Annotated in this window: 22 protein-coding genes; 15 read left to right on the top strand and 7 right to left on the bottom strand. The window is 71.7% G+C overall.

The window, feature by feature from the left end:
• Positions 1-23: 23 nt before the first annotated feature.
• Positions 24-629, bottom strand: coding sequence for a hypothetical protein (locus tag ACR68M_RS12520; protein ID WP_441250540.1), 606 nt, complete (start codon positions 627-629; stop codon positions 24-26).
• A 312-nt stretch (positions 630-941) separates the two neighbouring features.
• Here ACR68M_RS12520 and ACR68M_RS12515 point away from each other — a divergent pair, with 312 nt between their 5' ends.
• The gene (locus ACR68M_RS12515) at positions 942-1424 is read left to right on the top strand and encodes a hypothetical protein (RefSeq protein WP_441250539.1); all 483 of its coding nucleotides are present in this window, start codon (positions 942-944) and stop codon (positions 1422-1424) included.
• Positions 1425-1440: 16 nt separating this feature from the next.
• Here ACR68M_RS12515 and msrA read toward each other — a convergent pair whose 3' ends face one another.
• Positions 1441-2130, bottom strand: a complete 690-nt coding sequence (gene msrA / locus ACR68M_RS12510) for a peptide-methionine (S)-S-oxide reductase MsrA (protein ID WP_441250538.1) — start codon at positions 2128-2130, stop codon at positions 1441-1443.
• A 140-nt stretch (positions 2131-2270) separates the two neighbouring features.
• On the opposite strand from msrA, the gene ACR68M_RS12505 reads away from it, so the two are divergent.
• The 4 genes from ACR68M_RS12505 (at position 2271) to ACR68M_RS12490 (ending at position 6849) form a co-directional block, all read left to right on the top strand.
• Complete coding sequence (locus tag ACR68M_RS12505; protein WP_441250537.1) at positions 2271-3425, top strand: cystathionine gamma-synthase; 1155 nt, start codon at positions 2271-2273, stop codon at positions 3423-3425.
• 81 nt (positions 3426-3506) lie between these two features.
• Positions 3507-4718, top strand: a complete 1212-nt coding sequence (gene ilvA, locus ACR68M_RS12500) for a threonine ammonia-lyase (RefSeq protein ID WP_441250536.1) — start codon at positions 3507-3509, stop codon at positions 4716-4718.
• Between the two features lie 243 nt (positions 4719-4961).
• Positions 4962-5990 carry an ATP-binding cassette domain-containing protein gene (locus ACR68M_RS12495; RefSeq protein ID WP_441250535.1) on the top strand — a complete coding sequence of 343 codons (1029 nt, stop codon included), beginning with the start codon at positions 4962-4964 and terminating at the stop codon, positions 5988-5990.
• Position 5991: 1 nt separating this feature from the next.
• Positions 5992-6849 (top strand): ABC transporter permease, encoded by an 858-nt coding sequence (locus tag ACR68M_RS12490; RefSeq protein WP_441250534.1) that lies wholly within the window; start codon positions 5992-5994, stop codon positions 6847-6849.
• A gap of 77 nt (positions 6850-6926) precedes the next feature.
• Here ACR68M_RS12490 and greA read toward each other — a convergent pair whose 3' ends face one another.
• Both greA and ACR68M_RS12480 read right to left on the bottom strand, forming a co-directional pair.
• Positions 6927-7424 carry a transcription elongation factor GreA gene (greA, locus tag ACR68M_RS12485; RefSeq protein ID WP_441250533.1) on the bottom strand — a complete coding sequence of 166 codons (498 nt, stop codon included), beginning with the start codon at positions 7422-7424 and terminating at the stop codon, positions 6927-6929.
• Positions 7425-7637: 213 nt separating this feature from the next.
• Positions 7638-8087 (bottom strand): DUF4307 domain-containing protein, encoded by a 450-nt coding sequence (locus ACR68M_RS12480; RefSeq protein ID WP_441250532.1) that lies wholly within the window; start codon positions 8085-8087, stop codon positions 7638-7640.
• A gap of 151 nt (positions 8088-8238) precedes the next feature.
• On the opposite strand from ACR68M_RS12480, the gene mca reads away from it, so the two are divergent.
• Both mca and ACR68M_RS12470 read left to right on the top strand, forming a co-directional pair.
• Positions 8239-9126, top strand: a complete 888-nt coding sequence (gene mca, locus ACR68M_RS12475; RefSeq protein WP_441250531.1) for a mycothiol conjugate amidase Mca — start codon at positions 8239-8241, stop codon at positions 9124-9126.
• An 89-nt stretch (positions 9127-9215) separates the two neighbouring features.
• Positions 9216-9437 (top strand): hypothetical protein, encoded by a 222-nt coding sequence (locus ACR68M_RS12470; protein WP_441250530.1) that lies wholly within the window; start codon positions 9216-9218, stop codon positions 9435-9437.
• A 21-nt stretch (positions 9438-9458) separates the two neighbouring features.
• Here the strand turns inward: ACR68M_RS12470 and ACR68M_RS12465 are convergent, their stop codons facing one another.
• Positions 9459-10463, bottom strand: coding sequence for a LuxR C-terminal-related transcriptional regulator (locus ACR68M_RS12465; protein ID WP_441250529.1), 1005 nt, complete (start codon positions 10461-10463; stop codon positions 9459-9461).
• Positions 10464-10752: 289 nt separating this feature from the next.
• Between ACR68M_RS12465 and ACR68M_RS12460 the strand changes: the two genes are divergently transcribed.
• Positions 10753-12774 carry a vanadium-dependent haloperoxidase gene (locus tag ACR68M_RS12460; protein ID WP_441250528.1) on the top strand — a complete coding sequence of 674 codons (2022 nt, stop codon included), beginning with the start codon at positions 10753-10755 and terminating at the stop codon, positions 12772-12774.
• A 92-nt stretch (positions 12775-12866) separates the two neighbouring features.
• Here ACR68M_RS12460 and ACR68M_RS12455 read toward each other — a convergent pair whose 3' ends face one another.
• Together ACR68M_RS12455 and ACR68M_RS12450 are read right to left on the bottom strand one after the other, a co-directional pair.
• The gene (locus ACR68M_RS12455; protein WP_441250527.1) at positions 12867-14597 is read right to left on the bottom strand and encodes a serine/threonine-protein kinase; all 1731 of its coding nucleotides are present in this window, start codon (positions 14595-14597) and stop codon (positions 12867-12869) included.
• A 195-nt stretch (positions 14598-14792) separates the two neighbouring features.
• Complete coding sequence (locus ACR68M_RS12450; RefSeq protein ID WP_441250526.1) at positions 14793-15836, bottom strand: FAD-dependent oxidoreductase; 1044 nt, start codon at positions 15834-15836, stop codon at positions 14793-14795.
• Positions 15837-15948: 112 nt separating this feature from the next.
• Between ACR68M_RS12450 and ACR68M_RS12445 the strand changes: the two genes are divergently transcribed.
• The 7 genes from ACR68M_RS12445 to ACR68M_RS12415 all read left to right on the top strand — a co-directional run bounded on the left by ACR68M_RS12445 (position 15949) and on the right by ACR68M_RS12415 (position 22012).
• A complete protein-coding gene (locus ACR68M_RS12445; protein WP_441250525.1) occupies positions 15949-16539 on the top strand; it encodes a TetR/AcrR family transcriptional regulator in 591 nt (196 codons plus the stop codon).
• 112 nt (positions 16540-16651) lie between these two features.
• Positions 16652-17239 (top strand): class I SAM-dependent methyltransferase, encoded by a 588-nt coding sequence (locus ACR68M_RS12440; protein ID WP_441250524.1) that lies wholly within the window; start codon positions 16652-16654, stop codon positions 17237-17239.
• 147 nt (positions 17240-17386) lie between these two features.
• Positions 17387-18259, top strand: coding sequence for a ParB N-terminal domain-containing protein (locus ACR68M_RS12435; RefSeq protein ID WP_441250523.1), 873 nt, complete (start codon positions 17387-17389; stop codon positions 18257-18259).
• Between the two features lie 285 nt (positions 18260-18544).
• On the top strand, positions 18545-19579 hold the full coding sequence (locus ACR68M_RS12430) for a hypothetical protein (RefSeq protein WP_441250522.1): 1035 nt from the start codon (positions 18545-18547) through the stop codon (positions 19577-19579).
• Positions 19580-19633: 54 nt separating this feature from the next.
• The gene (locus ACR68M_RS12425; RefSeq protein ID WP_441250521.1) at positions 19634-20839 is read left to right on the top strand and encodes an MFS transporter; all 1206 of its coding nucleotides are present in this window, start codon (positions 19634-19636) and stop codon (positions 20837-20839) included.
• On the top strand, positions 20829-21311 hold the full coding sequence (locus ACR68M_RS12420) for a CYTH domain-containing protein (RefSeq protein ID WP_441250520.1): 483 nt from the start codon (positions 20829-20831) through the stop codon (positions 21309-21311). The genes ACR68M_RS12425 and ACR68M_RS12420 overlap by 11 nt, the downstream gene beginning before the upstream one ends.
• Complete coding sequence (locus tag ACR68M_RS12415; protein WP_441250519.1) at positions 21308-22012, top strand: SDR family oxidoreductase; 705 nt, start codon at positions 21308-21310, stop codon at positions 22010-22012. The genes ACR68M_RS12420 and ACR68M_RS12415 overlap by 4 nt, the downstream gene beginning before the upstream one ends.
• Positions 22013-22033: the final 21 nt, after the last annotated feature.

Here is a 22033-nt window from a genome sequence, read left to right as displayed (position 1 = left end):
GTGCGAGCGTGCCTGACTGTCGGTCAAGTGCCGGGACCGCCGGCGCGCAAGTTCCGCGAAGCCTCTTTACGGGCGGCGAGGAACCGGGTCAGCCGCCACAACCCGTAGAGGGCCGCACCTGCGAACGCAATGAAGCTGACCGCTGACCCGACGCGGTCGCCCCACCCATGCGTCCTGTCGGCGAGGATCTTTGGCGCTACTCCGCTAACAATGATGATCACGAAGTAGAAGGCGACACGCGCGAGCGATGCTTCCCAGGATCTCAACGGTATCAGGAGGGCGGCTACCCGGATGCGTGGCCAGAGCCCCGGCCGCGCGATTCTGGGGCGAGGCTCGGACAACATGGTCTGCAAGGTGTGGAACACGCCGTCGAGAGAGTCGGCAGCTAGTCGGCGCGGTTCATCGAACTGGGCGTGGGGCTGAATTTCCTGATAGGCCGAGAACCACATGGATAGGAAGGCGACATATGCCTGAGCGTCGTCCAGTGCGTGTCGGCGACGGACATCGTCCCGCCGTCGTCGATGCCAGTCCTGGAACGATGCTCCGAAAGCCCCCACAACTGCCGTGACGGCCGCTGCTAGTAGCGGGACGGCGAGGTTGGAGAGAAGTCCTTCGGCATTCTGAGCCATCTGCGACGCCTCCACCTCGCCCAGCCACTATGCGTATCCCGATCGTCACCGTCGCAGGATCCTGGTTGGTGTGCGCGCTGTGATCGTCCATCGGCGTGGTGCGCCGGAGCCGACCCGTTCATCGGGCAGGTCGGCTACAGAGAGCGCTCATTGGTGGACGTGGGTGGGGCTTATGCGCCGTCGTCGGTCTTGGCGACGCCGATCGGGCAAGTAGCGCCCGTGCCGCCGAGCCTGTTGTGCCATGTGACCGTCCCCGGACCAGCGCAGGGAAAAGCCGTCGCCGGAACGCTGGGTGGGTGCTAGGAGTTCGGGGTGACTGTTTTCGTATGCGCTGCCTGTGGCACCCCGATCACCGGAGTGCTGACCGAGCTGGCCGAAGTGCCCGGCCGTCCGGAGTTCGACGGCCGGGTCCAGGCTGACGGGTACCGCCGAGCGCCCTCGACCCTGGCCCTCGGGTTCTTCGCCCTCGAATCCGAGCCGTGGGGTGCCCCGTTCGTGCCGACCGATGAGTGCCGAGCGGCCTTCCCCGGCGGGCCCTGTATCGGTGATCCTTACGGTGACGGGTTCCTGGTGTCCGCAGGGCCGCGTAACACGGTGGTCCTCCACCCCGATGATGCGCCCCATCTTCAACGGAGCCCCGACGCCAAGCATGTCGGGTGCTGCGGCTGCCACGGGCAGGAAGGCAAGAACCGGACCTGCCCGTGCGGGGCCGAGGTGGGCACGGTGATCAGCGAGTGCTACACCGCCTACGAGCTGCACCTCGACCCCGGCCAGATCCGCGCGGTCGCCGGTTGATCATGCGAATCGCTGCTCAGTCGTCTGTCTTGGCGACGCCGATCGGGCAGGAGTTGCCCCATTCGGAAGGGTCACCCAGCTTGACGCCCGTGCCGCCGAGGCCGCAGTAGCCGTTAATGTTGCGCGAAAGGTACTGCTGGTGGTAGGGCTCGGCGGGGTAGAACGGGCCGGCGGGGGCGATCTCGGTGGTGATGGGGCCGTGGCCGAGGGCGGAGAGGGCGGGCTGGAAGGCGTCGCGGGAGGCTTCGGCGGTGGCCAGCTGGGCGGGGGAGTGGGTGTAGGCGGCGGAGCGGTACTGGGTGCCGACGTCGTTGCCCTGGCGGTTGCCCTGGGTGGGGTTGTGGGCCTCCCAGAAGGTCTTCAGGAGGGTCTCGTACGGGAGGATGGCGGGGTCGTAGACGACTCGGACGGCCTCGGTGTGGCCGGTGCGGCCGCTGCACACCTCTTCGTACGTGGGGTTGGGGGTGTGGCCGCCCTGGTAGCCGACCAGGGTGGTCCAGACGCCGGGCAGCTGCCAGAACGTGCGCTCGGCGCCCCAGAAGCAGCCCAGGCCGAAGTCCGCGACCTCCAGGCCGGCCGGGTAGGGCGCGGTGAGGGGGTGGCCGAGGACGGTGTGCGGCTCGGTGAGGGTGAACGGCGCCGAGGCCCGGCCGGGCAGGGCCTGGTCTGCGGTGACGAGCTCGGTCTTCGGGTGGCGGAACAGCACGGTCGGCTCCTGTAGGGCTCGGGGGACGCGAACGGTGCAACGCCCGGAGCGGGCGTGGGATTCCGCGCCGGACCTGACGGACGGTCGGGCTGCTGCCCGCTGTACCCGCCGGGAGGGCGAAATCGCACTAGGCTCGGGGCATGACCGAGCACCAGCTTCCCCAGGGCTTCGAGACTCTCGCCATCCACGCGGGTCAGGAAGCAGACCCCCAGACCGGGGCCGTCGTCACGCCGATCTACCAGGTGTCCACCTACAAGCAGGACGGCGTCGGCGGCCTCCGCAACGGCTACGAGTACAGCCGTTCCGCCAACCCGACCCGTACCGCGCTGGAGGAGTGCCTCGCGGCACTGGAGGGCGGCAGCCGCGGCCTCGCCTTCGCCTCCGGCCTGGCCGCCGAGGACACCCTGCTTCGCACCATCCTGAAGCCGGGTGACCACATCGTCATCCCCAACGACGCGTACGGCGGCACCTTCCGCCTGTTCGCGAAGGTGCTGACCCGCTGGGGCATCACCTTCGACGTCGCCAACATGCAGGACCTGGCGAGCGTCCGGGCCGCCCTCAAGCCCGAGACCCGCGCGGTGTGGGTGGAGACCCCCTCCAACCCGCTGCTCGGCATCGCCGACATCGCCGGCCTGGCCGAGATCGCGCACGGCGCGAGCGCCCTGCTGGTGGTGGACAACACCTTCGCCAGCCCGTACCTCCAGCAGCCGCTCTCGCTCGGCGCGGACGTCGTGGTGCACTCGACCACCAAGTACATGGGCGGTCACTCCGACGTCGTCGGCGGTGCGCTGGTCGCGGCCGACGCCGGGCTGGGCGAGGAGATCGCGTACCACCAGAACGCGATGGGCGCCGTCTCCGGCCCGTTCGACGCCTGGCTGGTGATGCGCGGCATCAAGACGCTGGGTGTCCGGATGGACCGCCACAGCTCGAACGCCGAGAAGATCGTCGAGCTGCTGACGGGCCACCCGAAGGTCAGCCAGGTGCTCTACCCGGGCCTGGCCGAGCACCCGGGCCACGACATCGCCGCCAAGCAGATGAAGGCGTTCGGCGGCATGGTCTCCTTCCGCGTCAACGGCGGCGAGGAGGCGGCGGTCGAGGTCTGCAACCGGGCGCAGCTCTTCACCCTGGGCGAGTCCCTCGGCGGCGTCGAGTCGCTGATCGAGCACCCGGGCCGGATGACGCACGCCTCGGTGGTCGGCTCCGCCCTGGAGGTGCCCGCCGACCTGGTGCGCGTCTCGGTCGGCATCGAGTCGATCGACGACCTGCTGGCCGACCTGCAGCGCGCGCTGGGCTAGCGCGCTGGGCCGGTAGCGACCCGGGGGCGCGGCGAACCGCGCCCCCGGCTGCGCCGGTCGTGGCGGCCGTAGGGTGGCCGTATGCAGAGCTGGCCGATCACCATGGACGACGTACGCGGCGCCCACAAGATGCTCGCCGGGGTCGCCCGGGTCACCCCGATGGAGAGCAGCCGGCACCTCTCGGCGCTGATCGGCTCCCCGGTGCACCTGAAGTGCGAGAACCTCCAGCGCACCGGCTCGTTCAAGCTGCGCGGCGCGTACGTGCGGATCGCCGGGCTGTCGCCGGTGCAGCGGGCCGGCGGGGTGGTCGCCGCGAGTGCGGGCAACCACGCGCAGGGGGTGGCGCTGGCCGCCGCGCTGCTGGGGGTGCGTTCGACCGTGTTCATGCCGGTCGCGGCGCCGCTGCCGAAGGTCGCGGCGACCCGGGAGTACGGCGCCGAGGTGCGGCTGCACGGCGCGACGGTGGACGAGGCGCTGCGGGCCGCGCAGCGGTACTCGGAGGCGACGGGGGCGGTCTTCATCCACCCGTTCGACCACTGGGACATCATTACCGGCCAGGCGACCGTAGGCCTGGAGATCCTGGAGCAGTGCCCGGAGGTCCGGACGATCCTGGTCGGCGTCGGGGGCGGCGGGCTGCTCGCCGGGATCGCCTCGGCGGTGAAGCCGCTCCGGCCGGACGTGCGGGTGGTCGGGGTGCAGGCGGCGTCGGCTGCGGCCTACCCGCCCTCGCTCGCCGCCGGCCGGCCGGTCTCGCTGGAGCACTTCGCGACGATGGCGGACGGCATCATGGTCGGCCGCCCGGGGGACATCCCGTTCGAGGTGGTCAACACCCTCGCCGACGGCGTGCTGACGGTCTCGGAGGACTCGCTCTCGCGGGCCCTGCTGCTGAGCCTGGAGCGGCTCAAGCTGGTCGTCGAACCGGCCGGGGTGAGCCCGGTCGCGGCGCTGCTGGAGCACCCCGGGCAGTTCGAGGGCCCGGTCGTCGCGGTGCTCTCCGGCGGCAACATCGACCCGCAGCTGATGCAGCGGGTGCTGCGGCACGGCCTGGCGGCGGCGGGCCGCTACCTCTCGCTCCGGGTGCGGCTGGCGGACAAGCCGGGTGCGCTGGCCGACCTGCTGGCCGTCCTGACCCAGGTGGACGCCAACGTGCTGGACATCGCCCACGTCCGGGTCGACCCCCGGCTCGGCCTGACGGAGGTCGAGGTCGACCTGCACCTGGAGACCAAGGGGCCGGAGCACTGTGCGCTGGTGGTGGGGGAGTTGCGGGACGCGGGGTACGTCGTCTCGCAGTAGGTGGGCCGACGTGAACAGTAGGTGGGTGGGGCGTAAATGGGTGGGCGGATGTCAGTGGGGTCTGACAGGGTGTCGCATTCGGTACTGCGATCACCTTGACGCGATATATCGCGAGCTGACATTCTCGCGATGTATCGCGACAGGACCCACCCCCGACGTGCATGGAAGCCGGGTCGCCGGGGTACCCCTATCGGGTCAAAGTGGGACATACCACCCGCCTTCCAGAGGAGATGAGGCAGGCCCATGGCGCCAGCCATCCAAGCCGAGAACCTGGTCAAGACCTTTGGTGACGTACGTGCCCTCGACGGCGTCAGCCTCGACGTCCCCGAGGGCACGGTGCTCGGGCTGCTCGGCCCGAACGGCGCCGGCAAGACCACCACCGTCCGCGTCCTCACCACCCTGCTCCGCCCCGACTCCGGCCGCGCCGTCGTAGCCGGGGTCGACGTGCTCAAGCACCCGAACCAGGTGCGCAGCCTGATCGGCCTCTCCGGTCAGTATGCCGCCGTCGACGAGTACCTGACGGGCCGTGAGAACCTCCAGATGGTCGGCGAGCTCTACCAGATGTCCAGCCGCGACGCGAAGGCCCGCGCGCTGGAGCTGCTGGAGTGGTTCAACCTGAGCGAGGCGATGGACCGCACCGCGAAGACGTACTCCGGCGGCATGCGCCGTCGGCTCGACCTCGCCGCCGCGCTCGTCGTCCGCCCGCCGGTGATGTTCCTGGACGAGCCGACCACCGGGCTCGACCCCCGCAACCGGCTCGCGCTCTGGGAGGTCATCGAGACCCTGGTCGACCAGGGCACCACCCTGCTGCTCACCACCCAGTACCTGGAGGAGGCCGACCGCCTCGCCCACGACATCGCGGTGGTCGACCACGGCAAGGTGATCGCCCGCGGCACCGCCGACGAGCTCAAGGCGCAGATCGGCGGCGAGCGGGTCGAGGTCGTCGTGCACCGGCGCGACGACGTCAGCGAGGCGCTCGCCGCGCTGGCCCCGTACGCCAAGGGCGACCCGGCGGTCGAGAAGAACACCCGGAAGATCACCGTGCCGGTCAGCGGCGGTGCCAAGGTGCTCGCCGACGTCATCCGCGAGCTGGACTCGCGCTCGATAGAGATCGACGACATCGGTCTGCGCCGCCCGACCCTGGACGACGTCTTCCTCTCGCTGACCGGCCACGCCACGATCGCCGAGGAGAACGGCGACGAGGGCAGCGGCAAGGGCAGTGACAAGGGCGCGGCGGCCAAGGGTCGCAAGAGCCACGGAAAGGAGGCCTGAGATGACCACGGCCACCGAGCACGCGATCGGCGGCGCGATGCCGCGCCAGCGCCACGGCCTCGCCGCGATGGTGCACGACTCCTGGGTCGTGGCCAAGCGGAACCTGCGCCGGATGACCCGCATCCCCGAGATCGTGGTCTTCGGGCTCATGCAGCCGGTGATGTTCGTGCTGCTGTTCAGCTACGTCATGGGCGGCGCGATCCAGATCCCCGGGACGCAGGCCAGCTCCACGGCGTACACGCAGTTCCTGATGGCGGGCATCTTCGCCCAGACGGTGACCTTCGCGGTCGCCGGGGCCTCCGCAGGCATCGCGGAGGACATGACCAAGGGCCTGGTCGACCGCTTCCGCTCACTGCCGATGACCCGCTCGGCGGTGCTGGTCGGCCGGACGATCGCCGACCTGGTGCAGACCGCGTTCACCGTGCTGGTGCTGATGGCCGTCGCGGTGCTGGTCGGGTGGCGCATCCACGAGGGCTTCCTGAAGGCGCTCGGCGCGTTCGCGCTGCTGCTCCTGCTGGGTTACGCCTTCTCCTGGATCGGCGCGCTGATCGGCCTCTCGGTGCGCAGCCCCGAGGCGGCCACCTCGGCCGGTCTGATCTGGCTCTTCCCGCTGACCTTCATCTCGAACGCCTTCGTGCCGGTCAGCAGCATGCCGAGCTGGCTCCAGCAGGTCGCCTACTGGAACCCGTTCAGCGCGACGGTGCAGGCCTGCCGTGACCTCTTCGGCAACCAGGTCGGCCCGGTGGACTCCGCCTGGCCGATGCAGCACGCGGTGCTGGTGTCGGTGCTCTGGTCGCTGGTGATCACGGCGTTGTTCTCCTGGCTGTCCGTCCGGAAGTACCGCTCCGCGGTGGGCTGACGGCGACGCCGCAGGTTGACGGAACGCGAGAGGCGGCCGTGGCACGGATGCCACGGCCGCCTCTCGCGTCGGTCGGGTCAGCCGCTGTGCGGCTTGACCTCCATGATCTTCACGGCGGCCTTGCGACCGTTCGGCAGCTCGTACGTGGCGTCCTCGCCGATCTTCTTGCCGTCGATGGCGCGGCCGAGCGGCGACTGCGGCGAGTAGATCTCCAGGTCGTCGCCGGCCACCTCGCGGGAGCCGAGCAGGAAGACCATGGTGTCGTCCGGGTCGCCGTCGAAGGCGACCGTGACGACCATGCCGGGGGCCACCACACCGGAGTCGGTGGGGGCCTCGCCGACCTTGGCGCGCTCCAGCAGCTGGGTCAGCTGGCGGACCCGCAGCTCGCCCTTGCCCTGCTCCTCCTTGGCCGCGTGGTAGCCCGCGTTCTCCTTGAGGTCACCCTCCTCGCGCGCGGCCTCGATCTTCTGGGCGATCTCGACCCGCCAGGGGCCGGTGAGCTGCTCGAGCTCAGCCTTCAGCTGGTCGTATCCGGCCTGAGTGAGCCAGGTCACGTTCTCGCTGGTCTGGGTCACGGGGGTGCTCCTCGTCGGTGCTGGCAGTGCTGAGGGTGGGACTCGTCAGCAGGTGGCGATTTCCGTCGTACTACAAAGCAACGCCCGCTCCCGGGCCGGTCGGCTCGGAAGGGGCGAAACCACGAGCCTAACAACTTCCTGCCCCGAGTGGGAGTGCCCTACCGCTGCTTCGGCTGCCGGAGGCGGACCGGAGGCGGTCTGGAGGGCCGGGGCCTACTTCGAAGGAGTGCAGCCCAGCAGCTCGGCCGTGGTGCCCCGGGCGGTCGTCCGCAGCGTGAGCACCTGGTCGTAGCTGCTGCCCGCCGCCGGGACGGGGAAGTCCGTCAGGCCGACGACCGAGCCGTCGGGGGCCTGCGAACGGACGGTGCAGACGCCCGCCGTTCCGTCCGTCTTGCTGACCTGGAGCTGGAGCTGCACCGCGCTGTCCGAGACCACCTCGAAGGCCGTCACGGCGCCGTTCATCTTCGTCTCGCGCAGCAGGTACGAACCGCCGAGCCAGGCGATCAGGCCGAGGAAGAGCACGCTGCAGACCACGGCCGCCACCTTGAGGCGGCGGTCCGCCTCGCCGTCGCCGCGCCGCCCGTACCGGTCCGCCGGGGGCTGAGCCGCGGGCTGAGAGGTGGGCTGAGGCGTGGCGGGGGAGGTCGTAGTGCTGGAGTCCATGAGTAGGCTCAGTCCTTTCGCCGAGGGGCAGTCGGCCGTCGGGGGGAATGGACGAGCCCTTCGGTCAGTCACTATAGGAGGGGCAGGTCCGCGCCGTTGGCGGCGGGGGAGCCGCCCGAGCTACCGGACATTTCCCGGAAGGAACCAGGCGTTGACTGAGCAGCTGAGACTTATGGCGGTGCATGCCCACCCGGACGACGAGTCCAGCAAGGGTGCCGCCAGCATGGCCATGTACATCGCCCAGGGGGTCGACGTACTGGTTGCCACCTGTACGGGCGGCGAGCGGGGGTCGGTCCTCAACCCCAAGCTGCAGGGGAAGCCGGAGATCGAGGACAACATCCTCGAGGTGCGGCGCAAGGAGATGGACGCCGCCCGCGAGATCCTCGGCATCAAGCAGGCCTGGCTGGGCTTCGTCGACTCCGGGCTGCCCGAGGGCGACCCGCTGCCGCCGCTGCCGGACGGCTGCTTCGCGCTGGAGGACGTCGCCGCCGCGGCCGAGCCGCTGGTCCGGCTGATCCGCGAGTTCCGTCCGCACGTCATCACGACGTACGACGAGAACGGCGGTTACCCGCACCCCGACCACATCATGACCCACAAGATCAGCGTGGCCGCCTTCGACGCAGCCGGTGACCCGGATGCGTACCCGGGGACGGGCGAGCCCTGGCAGCCGTCCAAGCTCTACTACAACCACGGCTTCCCGATGAGCCGGATCCGGGCGATGCACCTCTACCTGGTCGAGCACGGCGTCGAGTCGCCCTACGGCGAGTGGATCGAGAGCTGGGACAAGAGCGGGCGCAAGGAGCGCGAGATCACCACCCAGGTCGAGTGCGCCGACTGGTTCGAGACGCGGGACCGCGCGCTGATCGCGCACGCCACCCAGATCGACCCCGAGGGCCCGTGGTTCCGGGTGCCGCTCGACGTCCAGAAGGCGGTCTGGCCGACCGAGGACTACGAGCTCGCCCGCTCGCTGGTCGACACCGACCTGCCCGAGAGCGACCTCTTCGCGGGCCTGCGGGTCGCTGCCGCGGCCGCGCCGTAAGGCAGCCGGCCACCCGGTAGGGCAGCTGCCGACCCGACACGCACCACCCCGGTGACCCGCGCCGCGTAAGGGCGGGTCACCATGGAGAGATGAGCACCCCCGTGACCCTCACCCACCTCGCCACCGGTCTCGCCGAACTCGACAACAACAAGGTGACCCCCGGTCTCCTGGGCTTCGTGGTCTTCGCCGCCCTCGCGGTGGCGACCTGGTTCCTGGTCAAGTCGATGAACCGCCAGTTCAAGCGGGTCGACTTCGTCGAGCAGCCGGAGCACCCGGCGGAGGAGGGCACGGGCGCGGCCAAGCTGTCCTGACCCGCCCCCCGGGGGGGCGCGTCAGCGCAGCCAGCCCCGGGCCGCGGCGCGGGCTCCGGCCTGGAAGCGGCTGCGCGCGCCGAGCCGCTCGGTCAGGTCGGCGATCAGCCGCCGCACGGTGCGGTCGGAGACGCCGAGCCGGCGGGCGGCAGAGTCGTCCGTGTCGCCCTGCGCGAGCAGGTCGAGCAGGGCCCGCTCCTGGGTGGAGAGCCCCTGCTCGTCGCGCGGGCGGGGCAGGCCCAGGGGCGTCGCGGCGGCCCAGGTCTGGTCGAACAGCGCGCACATCGCCGCCACCGCGCCCCGGCTGCGCAGCACGGCCGCGCCCTGCCGGGAGTCGTCCGGGTCGAGGGGGACGAGGGCGGTCTCCCGGTCCACGACGATCAGGCGCAGCGGCAGGGTGGCGATCGTCCGCACCTGCCCGCCGTGTTCGGTGAGCCAGTGCGCGTACGCGGCTGCCGGCGGGTCGTTGCGGACGGACTCCAGGTGCACCGTCCGGACGGCGACTCCGCGCGCCAGCAGCGCCTGGTCCAGCGGTCGGCTGGTGGTGCGGGCGGCCGCCGTCCGTGAACCGGCCGTGACGAAGGACAGCACCTCGGAGCGGGCCCGGGTGGAGAGCTGCTCCAGCCGCTCGCGGACGCTGTCGAGCCCGCTGAGCTCCTCGATCTCCGTCCGGGCGCCGCCGCGCGCGCCGCCGCCCTCGGCGAGCAGCGCGGTCAGTGCAGCCCTGCCCTGCTCCAGCTGGTGACGCCGGGTCAGCAGGTCGGCCTGCTGACGGGCCAGCAGGTGCTCCAGGCCGATCTCCGGGCTGACCGGCCGCAGCGCCGCCGGGTGCTCCCAGGACGGCCGCACCAGCGCCAGCCGGGTCAGTTCGTCGAGCGCCGCACGTAGTGCCTCGCCGTCCAGCCCGAGCAGCGCCGCCAGCTCGTCCGGCCCCGCGCCCGGGTGTTCCAACATCGCGAAGTAGACCCGCTCGGGCTCCGCCGCGACCCCGAAGGCCGCAAGCACCCCGCTGCCCGGTCCGGCCATGGTCCGTCCCCCCGTCCCCTCGTGACGTCCTTCTCGTAACAGTGCCGACCTGCCCTCACAGGTGGCTCACATCGCGGTCACGCGCCCTGCCAGGGGCCTTGCGGAAGGTCGGCGGAGGGCCTGTCCGGAACCGGTCACGCCCCTACCGGACAGGCCGGAGGCCTGGTCCGGGGCGGTGGGTGCGGAGAGTGTTGGCGAGGCGGCGGTCGGTGTCCGGCCGTCACCCCCCCCCGATCCAGCCTGCCGGGCTCACGCCTGCGGCTGACCATCCGTCAAGGAAGGAACGAGTGTGAGGAAGTCTGCAGCCGCCGTCGTCACCGCGGCACTTCTCGCCAGTGGGGCAGCCGTGGCCGGCCCGGCCCAGGCGGCGACCGCCGCCTCGCCGGACCATGTGCTCGACTGGAACCAGGTCCTGCGCACCCAGTTCACGCTGGTCTGCGGCGCGGACGGAGCACCGGGGCCGCTGACGCGGGCCGGAGCGATGATGCACACCGCGATCTGGGACGCGGTCAACTCCATCTCCGGCGGCAGCAACCCGGCCTACGGCTTCTACCTGGGACGGGTGTCCGCCCCCGCCGGGGCCTCGGTCGAGGCCGCGATCGACCAGGCTGCGCACGACACCCTGGTCGCGGCCTTCCCCGGTCAGCAGGCGAGCTTCTACAAGGGCATCGACGACGCGCGGGACAAGGAGCTGGCGTACATCCCGGACGGCCAGCAGAAGACGGACGGCAGGGCTGTGGGGGTGCTGGCGGCCAAGGCGGTCGTCAATGCCAGGGCCGGGGACTTCACCAAGGGCTACGGCGGCACCTACCCCGCCGACGCGGACCAGACGCTCGGCCGGTGGCGGCCCACCGACACCAGTTGGGCTGCGGCGACGCCCAACTGGGGCCTTCTCCAGCCGTTCGCCCTGACCTCCGGCAACCAGTTCCAGCCCCAGCTGCCGGCCGGCTACAGCTCCTACTCGGCGCTGCTGGCCAGCCCCGAGTACGCGGCCCAGGTCAACGAGGTCAAGGCGATCGGCTCGCTCGGCAGCACCACGCGCTTGCCCGACCAGACCGAGGCCGCGCAGTTCTGGGCGAACGACCTGGGGCCGGACTGCGGGATCAACCACAACACCTTCGTCAGCGCGGGCTCGTACAAGCCGCCGGGCCAGCTGTTCGAGACGACCGCGGCCGTCGCCCAGGTCCAGAACCTGGGCGAGTTCGCCAACGCACGCCTGTTCGCGCTGGTCGGCGTCGCGCTGGCGGACGCAAGCATCACCGCCTGGGACGCGAAGTACGACACCCCCATCCAGCTGTGGCGGCCGGTGACCGCGATCCAGCTGGCCGGTCAGGTCGGCAACTCGGCCGTCACCGCCGACCCGACCTGGGCGCCGCTGTCCCACGACACGAAGAACGTGCCGTTCACGCCGCCGTTCCCGTCCTACGTCTCCGGGCACGCGACCTTCGCCGGGGCCTGGGGCAGCGTGATGCGCGACTACTTCGGCGACAACGTCAGCTTCACCGCCCACACCGACCCGCAGCTGTCCAGCACGATGACCCGCAGCTACACCAGCATCAGCAGCGCGGCCACCGAGGACGCCTTCAGTCGCCTGTGGCTGGGTGTCCACTACCGCTTCGACACCGAGCAGGGCCTCGCCGCAGGGTCCTCGGTGGGCGACTGGGCCTACCACAACGCGCTGAAGCCCACCGGCGCCATCGCCTACCAGGGATCGGTCGCCACCTCGGCGGCGGCGACGAGCGGCACCAGCGTGACCCTGCCCGTCACCCGGGCGGTTCGCGGCGGTGACACCCTGCTGGTCTCGGCGATGCTCACCAACACCCACTCCGGCGCGATCACCGCCACCGACACCCAGGGCAACGTCTACAGCATCGTGCAGCCGAGCAACCGGACCGACGGGTCCAGCGACCGCACTCTCGTGCTGACCTCGATCGGGGTCAAGCCGCTGAGCACCTCGGACACCATCACCCTGACCTACCCGACCACTGGTGAGCACCACGTCTCGGTCCAGGAGTTCAGCGGCGTCACCGCCGTCGACCAGAGCACCTCGGCCACCGGCGCGGCCGGTACCGCGTTCAACTCCGGCAGCACCGCCACGACGACCGCCGCCAACGAGCTCGTCTTCGGCGTCGCCGGAGTCCAGGGTGGCGAGAACGTCGCCTGGGGCGCCGGCTTCACCGCCCAGCCCACCCTGTTCGTCTCCGAGGACCAGCTCGCCACCGCCTACCAGATCGTCAACAGCACCGGCAGCTACGCGGCCACCGGCACCGCCACCCACCAGTGGACGTCCGCCGTCGTGACCCTCCGCTAGCAGTAACCCCTTCCGGACTGCGGGGCCCCTCGGCGGAGGGGCCCCGCACCCGTGTGCCCGGTGCCCGTGTGTCCGGTGACAGGGGGTCAGCGTCAGTACGGGGTGTCGACGCAGTAGGTCTCGGTCCAGGCGGAGGGGCCGTACTGGTTGGCCGCGCGCAGGGCGACGCAGATGCGGTCGCCGGAGATCGGGCCGTTGATCGTGTAGGTGGTGTTCGCGGTCGAGTAGACGGCGCTCACGTGCGTGGTCTGGTTGGTGTACTGGATGTCGTAGCGGGTCGCGTCCGGCTCCGCGCTCCAGAACAGGGTGAGTGGCATGTAGCAGGAGCCGATGCAGGAGTTGTTGAACCTCGCGTTGAAGCTCGTCATGGCCGAGGGCGGAGCGCCCTTGGGTGAGGGCGACGGCGAAGGTGACGGCAAGGGCGCTGGAGGGGTCGGGGTCGGGGTCCGGACCGGCGTCGGGGTCGAAGGGGAGCCGCCCCCGGTGCCCCCGGCGGCACCACCTGAGGTACCGCCGGGAGCATGTGACGAACCGCCGGTACTTCCGCCCCCGGTGCTCTTGGTGCCGGAGGTACCGGAGGTGCCGGCTGACGAGCCGCCGCTGCCGCTGCCACCGTTGCCGCCCCCCGGCGGCTCGGTGGAGGGCGCGGCGTTCGCCGTCGAGGGTGCCGCCGAGCTGGGCGGCGGCGAGGGCGGCGGCGTGGAGCCGGGCCCACCGGGCGGAGAGCTGCTCGGGGCGGCGGAAGTCGCCGACGCGGTGGGCGCTCCCGTCGTGGACGAGCCGGTGGGGCCGCCGCTCGGGGGCCCCTGGCCCAGGGTGTCCGCCGGAGTGCCCGGGGCCAGGGCCACGACGACGGTGACGACCACGCCGAGGACGACTGCGGCCGCCAAGCCGACCAGCGCCGGGCGTCGCCGGGGCGGCCGGGTGGGGCTGTTGGGCTCCGTCCGCGGCGGCGGGAGCGGGATCGCGCTGTCGCTCGCGTGCCGGACCAGGTCGGCCAGGCCGGTCCGGTCGACGGTCGCGTCGCCGGAGTCCAGCGCCGTGGCCAGCTCCTCGGGCGTCGGTCTCTCGTCAGGGTCCTTGGCCAGGCAGCGCCGGACCAGATCTACCAGCTCGGCCGGGACGTCGTCGAGGTCGGGCTCCTCGTACACGATCCGGAAGCCGAAACCGAAGGAGTCCGTCCGGCCGAACGGGTGCTTCCCGGTGGCCGCGAAGGCCAGCACCAGCCCCAGCGCGAACACGTCGGCCGCCGGCCCGACCCGGCCCCGCGCCTGTAACTGCTCCGGCGCCATGAACTGGGGCGTGCCCAGCACCACCCCGGTCTGCGTCAGGGTGGTCACCGCCTCGCCCCGCGCGATCCCGAAGTCGATCAGCTTGGGCCCGTCCGGCCCCAGCAGGATGTTGCCGGGCTTGACGTCCCGGTGCACCAGGCCGGCCGCGTGGATCGCGCCCAGCGCCTCGGCCAGGCGCACACCCAACGCCCGTACGGGCACCGTCCCGAGGGCACCGTGCTCGGTGATGACCTCGTGCAGCGAAGGGCCGGGCACGTACTCGGTCGCCAGCCAGGGCTGTTCGCCGTCCACGTCGTGGTCGACGACGGCGGCGACGTACGGCCCCGACACGGCCCTGGTCGCGGTCACCTCGCGACGGAACCGGGCGATGAAGCCGGCGTCCTGCGTCAGCTCCTCGTTGATGACCTTGACGGCGACCACGACGTCGTCGCGCCGCCCGAGGTAGACCCGGCCCATGCCGCCCGAGCCGAGCACACCGAGCACCTCGTACGGGCCGACCCGCAGCGGATCGCCGTCCTGGAGCGCCTTCAACGCGCCACCCCCGGCGGAGTCGCCGCAGGTATGGGAAGCCGGTCGGGCAGCACAGTCAGCATGTCTCTCTCAGCTTCGACGGGGCCAGGGGTTCGCAGGGTCGTTGTCGCGATGATGGCGGTCCGGCCGCCCGCAGCGTCAGGTCACGGCACCGGTCATTCATGACCGGTCGTGCCGTGACCTGATGACGGCGGTTCAGCCCGGGAGCAGGCGGGCCGCCGTGTCGCGGAGCCAGGTGTGTTCGGTGGACACGAAGCGGTGCAGGTTACGAGAGGCGAAGGCGATGCGTTGGGCGCTGCGACGGCGTTCGCGGTCGTACGCGCGCAGGGCGTCCGGGAGGCGGGTGCGGCCGTGCCGGCCGACGGCGCGGGCCAGGGCCTCGGCGTCCAGGATCGCCGTGCAAGCCCCCTGCCCCAGGTTGGGTGTCATGGCGTGGGCCGCATCGCCGACCAGGGCGACCCTTCCGTCGTGGACGAAGGTCGGCAGGGCGGGGTACAGGTGCCGCATCTCGTAGCGGATCCAGGAGGCGGGGTCGGTGTCGGTGAGGATTCGAGGGATCGGGTCGTGCCAGCCCGCGAAGCAGTCGCGCAGTCCGGCGGCGGTGGTGCCCTCGGGCACGGCGGCGTACCAGTTGGTGCGGCCCGGCTCGACGGGGGTCATGCCGAAGAAGCGGCCCTTGCCCCAGGTCTCGCCGTGGACGCCGCCCTCGAAGTCCGCGGTACCGATCCAGGCGACGGAACCCACCTTCCGTGGGCCGCTGTCGGTGCCTGAGCAGGCCGTCCGCACGGCGCTCCGCAGGCCGTCGGCTCCGACGAGCAGGTCGTGCCCGGCCGACAGTGCGGCGGTGTCGGCGGCGTCCTCCCCGAGCGTGACGGTGACGTCCCCGAAGGTGTCCAGCGCGGCCAGCAGCGCATCGATCAGGTAGGGGCGGGAGATCAGCAGTTCGGGTCGGCCCGCCTTGCGCTCGACGCGCTCCAGCGGCAGCTGGGCCAGCACCCGCCCGTCAGGGGTACGGACCTGCGCGGACCGGTACGGCACCGCGCGGCGGCGCACCGCCTCGCCGACCCCGAGACGGTCAAGGGCGTCCTGCGCGGTCGGGTGGAGGGCGAACGCGGCGCCGTACCGCTCGAGTTCCGTGCGGCGCTCCAGGACCGACACCTGCCACCCCGCCCGGCGCAGCCCGATCGCGGTGGCTAACCCGCCGACTCCCGCCCCCACCACAACGGCCGTTCCCGCCATCGCTCCCCCTGTCAGCGCGCCCACCGATTCGAGCACCGATCCGCACCACCACAGATGTGGTACCACGGCTGGGGTACTCTGAGCAACGCCCCAGGAGCAAGGAGTGCTGACGGTGAGTGGGAACCGGCGGGATCTGCTGCGCGACGCCGCGATCCAGGTCCTGGCCTCCGCAGGCGGACGAGGCCTGACGCACCGGGCCGTCGATGCGGCGGCCGAGGTGCCCCTGGGCACGGCGAAGAACTACTTCCCGACCAGGGACGCCCTGCTGCGCGCGGCAGCCGAGCGAATCGCGGAGCAGTACCACCGGATCACGGTTGAGCTGATGGCCGGCGGAGCCGCACCCGTGGACCGCGAGAGCCTGCTCGCCCTGCTCCGAGGCCTGCTCCAGAACGTCGCCGGCCCCGGCCGCCCGCGCATGCTCGCCTACCTGGAACTACAGTCCGAGGCAGGCCGCAGGAGCTGGCTCTCCGCCATCCTCGACCCGATCGCGGCCGCCGACTTCGCAGGCTTCGAACACGCCCAGCGCACCGCCGGACTGCCCGTGACCCCCAAGCGGGCCGCCACCGTCACCCTCGCCCTGCACGCCGCCATCCCCCACCTGCTCACCGGTGGCCCCCACACCCGGACCAACGCCGGCCTGGACGACCTCGACCGCTTCACCCGCGACCTCCTGGAAGCTGTGTACCCGACCGACCGCCAGTGACGGCCCGCCCCGCGACCCCGGCGACCTGGGCGGGCTGCGGTGGCGGTGTCAGACTGGGTACCGAGGGTTGGAGGCTGTGATGGGTTTCTACGCCAGACAGATCGTTCCCCGGATGGTCAATGTCGCGTGCGGCATGAAGGAGTCCGAGCCGCTGCGGCGCCGGGTCTGTGAGGGCCTGGAGGGCGAAGTCCTGGAGATCGGCTTCGGCTCCGGGCACAATGTGCCGTTCTATCCGGCGGCCGTGACGCGGGTGGCTGCGGTCGACCCGTCCGACGTGGGGTGGAAGCTGGCCGAGAAGCGGCTCGGTGCGGCCACCATGCCGGTCGAGCGGGCCGGGCTGGACGGGCAGCACCTGCCCTTCCCGGACAGCAGCTTCGACGCGGCGCTCTCCACCTGGACGCTCTGCACCGTGCCGGACGCCGACGCGGCGCTGCACGAGGTGCGGCGCGTCCTCAAGCCCGGCGGGACGCTGCACTTCGTCGAACACGGCCTGGCCCCGGACGAGGACGTACGCCGCTGGCAGCGCCGCCTCGACCCGCTGGAGCAGCGGATCTTCGACGGCTGCCACCTGACCCGGCCGATCGTCGACCTGCTCACCACGGCGGGCTTCGTCATCACCGAACTCGACGTCTTCTACGAGAAGGGCGCTCCGAAGGCGATGGGTGCCGACTCCCTCGGCGTCGCCATGTCGCCGGGCTGAGCGGACGAGCCGTCAACTCTCTTCCCGGTGAGGCACAGTCGCCGGGGCCACGAAGTTTGGACACGTTCAACCGGGTCTCTTGAACTCTACGCGCGTCGAACCTAGTCTCTGGACATGCCGGACCCTTCAACTACAGTCACGGAGTACGTGCCCCTCGGAGTGCTGAGGCCGGGCCATTCGCCCCGGCTCGCGGGCGAGGACGAGGCCCATGTCCGCCTGCTCGCGGAGTGCGGTGTGCAGCTGCCGCCGATTCTCGTGCAGCGGAGCACCATGCTGGTGGTCGACGGTATGCACCGGCTGCGTGCGGCCGAGTCCCGCGGCGATGCCGAGATCGAGGTGGCCTATGTCGAGGGCCCCGACGACGAGATCTTCGTCCGCGCCGTCCGGGAGAACATCGCACACGGCCTTCCGCTGTCGCTGAGCGACCGCAAGGCCGCCGCGGCCCGGATCCTGACGGTGCATCCGGAGTGGTCGGACCGGATGGTCGCCAAGATCGTGGGGCTCTCCCCGAAGACGGCGGGCGCGGTGCGACGGCGTGCAGCCGAGGAGATTCCCCAGCTGCACGCCCGGATCGGCCAGGACGGGCGGAGCCATCCGGTGTGCTCGGTCGAGCCGAGACGGGCGGCGCTCGAACTGATCACCAACCACCCCGAGACCTCGCTGCGCGAGGTCGCCAGGCTGAGCGGCGTCTCGGTGGGGACGGCCCGCCGGGTGCGCCAGGAGGTGGCCGGTACCCGGCAGTCGCCGCCTCCCGTGCGGGTGTCCGCCCGGGACGAGCGGACGGTGATCCAGGCGTTGGCCAGCGACCCGTCCCTGAAGTTCTCCGAGCACGGCAGGGGGCTGCTCCGCAGGCTCTCCGCCAATGCCATCGAGCCCGCCGAGTGGCAGGAGCTGCTGGCCGCCGTCCCGCCGCACTGCGTCGAATTGGTGTCGGAAATCGCCATTTCCTACAGCCGCTCCTGGGATCAGTTCGCGAAGAGCCTGAAAAGCATTGCCGGGCAGTCGAGGATCGGCGCCTGAGCCGGTAAACACCTGCCGGTCCGGCGTCGAGGTCGATAGATTGTTCAAATCGACGAGGCGGGCGCCCGATCATCCGAACCGAGGATGTTCTGTTCGTCCGCCACCTGTGAAATGGGGTGCGGAGAAATGGGTATCAAGCTCGCGATGGTCAAGGCCAAGGCTGCTCACGGCGTCAGCTGACGTCAGTGCGGTGGAAGGCGGGCGTGGTGGCTGGACCACCACGCCCGCCAGTACGCCCGCACCGCTGAGTTCCGCTGAATTCCGCCTGGACGAGGAGGGCACGAGATGACGAAGAAATACGTTCCCCGATTCCCCGAGGAGCTCGATCGGGCGCGCGGGGCGGTTCTCTCGCTGGCCCAGGCGGAAGGGGTGACGGCGGCCTACATAGGCGGCGCGCTCGCCGCCGGGCTCGGGACTCCGATGTCCGATGTGGACGTCTACTTCGTGGTCGCCGACGGCACGCCGTCCGCGGCTCGGCAGATATTCGTCGACGGGCGCCGGTACGACATCGCGTACCAGACCGCCGGGTCGCTCCGGGCGCTGGTCGCGGAACTCTCCGACTATCGCGCGGACCGCGACGACCTCGGAATTCTCACGGCGGTCGGGCGGAAGTCGCTGGACCCGCTGGTGCGCTTCCTGCTGGGCGTGACCGTCGTCGACGACGGCACCCTCAAGGCGCTGGAGGACCTCGCCGAGGAGACGGCCCCCGAGATCGTCAGGACCATGGTCGGCGTCATGTCCTTCGAGATCCACAACGCCCTGGAGGACGCGCACGGCTTCCACGCCGTCGGCGATCTGGACGCCGCGTCCTGGGCCGTGCGGTCTGCCGCGCTCTCCGCCGCCGAGGCCCTGCTGGCGTCGCGCGGGGACATCTACCTCGGGCACAAGTGGGTCTGGGCCCGGTGGGCGCGGACCTTCGGCTCGCCGATCCCGCTGCCGTCCCCCGACGCGGCGCCGGCCGATCCGGTGGCCTTCGGGGAGTCCCTGGCGGTCTGCCAGGACCTGCTGATCCAGGCGATCACCGGCCGGGCCTACCCGCTGCGGCGCAGCGTCGCCCCCGGCGCACTCGCCCGCGCGCCGATGGCCTGCGCCGTCCCGCTGCGCGACTCGGTGCTGGTCTACGTCGGCGTCGGCGACGCGGCCGAGATCAGCCGAGAGGGCCTGCTGCTGCTCGGGCTGGCCCACGGCCGCACCCGCGCCGAGGCCGTCACCCTGACGGCCGATCAGCTGCGCTTGGCCGGTACGGAGGTCACCGAGGCCGAGGTGGCCGCGTACCTCGACGACTTCGTCGGCGCCGGCCTGCTCACGGTCAAGCGGTAGGTCCCGGTGTCCCAGACGGCCACCCCTGTCCGGCGGACGGCGGCGGAGCGGCGGGTGGCCTTTCGTCCGCTGTGGATCGCGACCTTCGTCTCCGCCGTCGGCACGGGGCTCGTGTACCCGGTCACCGCGATCCACGTCGCGACGGACCTGGGGCTCGGCGTCCCGGCGGTGGCGCTCTTCTACGGGACGTTCGCGGTGGCCGCCGGCCTCTTCGGGCCGCTCGGGGGCTCGCTGGCCACCCGGTTCGGAGCGCGGCTGACGGCCGTGGTCGGCGGGTCCTGCCAGATCGCGGCCTGGACGACCATGGCGTGCGTCGGGGGCCTGCCTCAGGTCATGGTCGTCGCCGCGCTGTCCGGTCTGGGCGGCGCGCTCTTCTTCCCCGCGCTGTTCAGCACGATCCTGAGCGGCATCCCGGAGGAGCTGCGCAAGCGCACCTTCGGGTTCCGGTACACCGTGATCAACCTCGGCATCGCCGCCGGGGCCGGTCTGGCGGGCCTGCTGGCCGTACGGGTGGCGCCCGCCGCCCTCTTCCTGGCGAACGCGGCGAGCTTCGTCCCGGTGATCCTCTGGGTCTGGCGGCACGGCGACGGCGGGGAGACGGCAGAACCCCAGGTGGCGGAGAGCGCCGGGCGCCCGTCCGTCTGGTCGCGGGCGTTCGGGATCGCGCTGGCAGTGACGTTCCTGATGTCGGCCTTCGGCGCGGTGCAGCTGGAGTCCACCGTCCCCCTGATCCTGCGGCGGCTGGCCCACGAGAGCCTGTCCGTGGTGACCGTCGTGACGGTGGTGAACGCCGTCGCGGTCGTCCTGCTGCAGCGCCTCCTGCGCGGGTGGGTGGACCGGTGCAGCAACGCCGGGGCGGTGGCGCTCGGCGCCGGGCTCTGGGTGGCCGCGTACGCGCTCGGGCTGCTGGCGACCACCCTGTCCGACAGCCATTCCTGGTGCGGCAAGGGCCTGTTGATGTGCTTCGCGGGGGTCTTCGCCGCAGGGGAGGTGGTGGCGGCCTCCTCGCTGACCCCGCTGATCGCCGGCCTGGTCGCCCCAGGCGCGGCCGCGCGGGCGACCGGGACCTCCGGCTCGGCCTGGAGCCTGGGGACGTTGGCCGGTCCGGCGGTCGGCAGTACGGCGGTGGCGCTGGCCGGGCCGATGGGCAGTTGGGGAGTCCTCGCGGCGGGCGGGGCCGGTGCGCTGCTGCTCGGGCTCTGGCTGCGCGCACACGAGACCGGACGACGACGAAACGAAGGGGAGCAGCATGGGTGTTGAGAGAGAGCGCAAGTTCCTGGTGCCCGGCGACGAGTGGCGGGCCGAGGTCGTCTCGGTGCACCGCATCCGCCAGGGTTTCCTCTCCATGGACCTCCAGCGGGTGGTCCGGGTCCGCGTGGTCGACGACAGCGCCGGCTACCTGACGGTGAAGGGCGCCCGGCACGGCATCAGCCGCTCGGAGTACGAGTACCCCGTCCCGGTGGCCGACGCGGTCGAGATGCTGGAGCGGCTCTGCCTGCCGGGCCGGATCGACAAGCTGCGGCACGTCTGCGGGGCCGAGCACTACCAGCTGATCGTCGACGAGTTCGGCGGCGACCACCGGGGGCTCGTCCTCGCGGAGGTCGAGTACCACGGCGAGTCGACCGATGCCGCGCTGCCCGACTGGCTCGGCACCGAGGTCACCGGCGACGACCGGTACGCCAACGCGGCCCTGGCCGCCCACCCGGGAACCGACCTAGGGAGCACACCATGAGCGAGCAGCGCGTCGCCCTGGTGACCGGCACCAACCGTGGCGCGGGCAACGGCATCGCGCGGGCGCTCCACGCTGCGGGCTACCGCGTCATCTCGCTGAACCGGACACCCGGCGGTGCCCCGGAGCTCGGCGAGATCGTCTGTGACCTGACCGACCCGGCCGCGATCGCGGAGGCGCTCGCCGAGGTGCGCCGACGCACCGACCGGCTGGATCTGTGCGTCTGGAACGCGGCGGTCCGCCGGCTGGGGGCGATGGCGGAGCTGGACGAGGAGTCGTGGGCGGCCAGCGTGTCCACCAACCTGCTCGCCCCGGCGCTGCTGACCCGAGGCACGCTCCCGATGCTGCGCGAGTCCGGCGGCATGTACGTCTTCGTCGGCAGCCACGCGGCGACCCGGTACTTCGAGGGCGGCGCCGCCTACAGCGCGACAAAGGCAGGCCTCAAGGCGCTGGTGGAGGTCCTGCTGCTGGAGGAGCGCGGGAACGGCGTACGCGCCGTGCTCGTCTCGCCCGGGGCGATCGCCAACCGGGCCTGGGACGACTCGCCGACCAAGATCTCCACCGACTCGTTCGGCTCGCTCGTCGTCGGCCTGGTCGACCGGATGCCGGCCGATCTCGCGGTCGGCGAGATCGAGGTGCGACCCGCCGCGCTGGAGCCGGAGCAGGGGCAGGAGCACGGGATCGCGCGCCTGCAGCGGGTCTGACCGGGCAACACCGATGGGGTT

The organism is Kitasatospora sp. McL0602 (assembly GCF_052076145.1).
Taxonomy (GTDB): domain Bacteria; phylum Actinomycetota; class Actinomycetes; order Streptomycetales; family Streptomycetaceae; genus Kitasatospora.
This window is presented reverse-complemented; position numbering and strand designations above follow the sequence as displayed.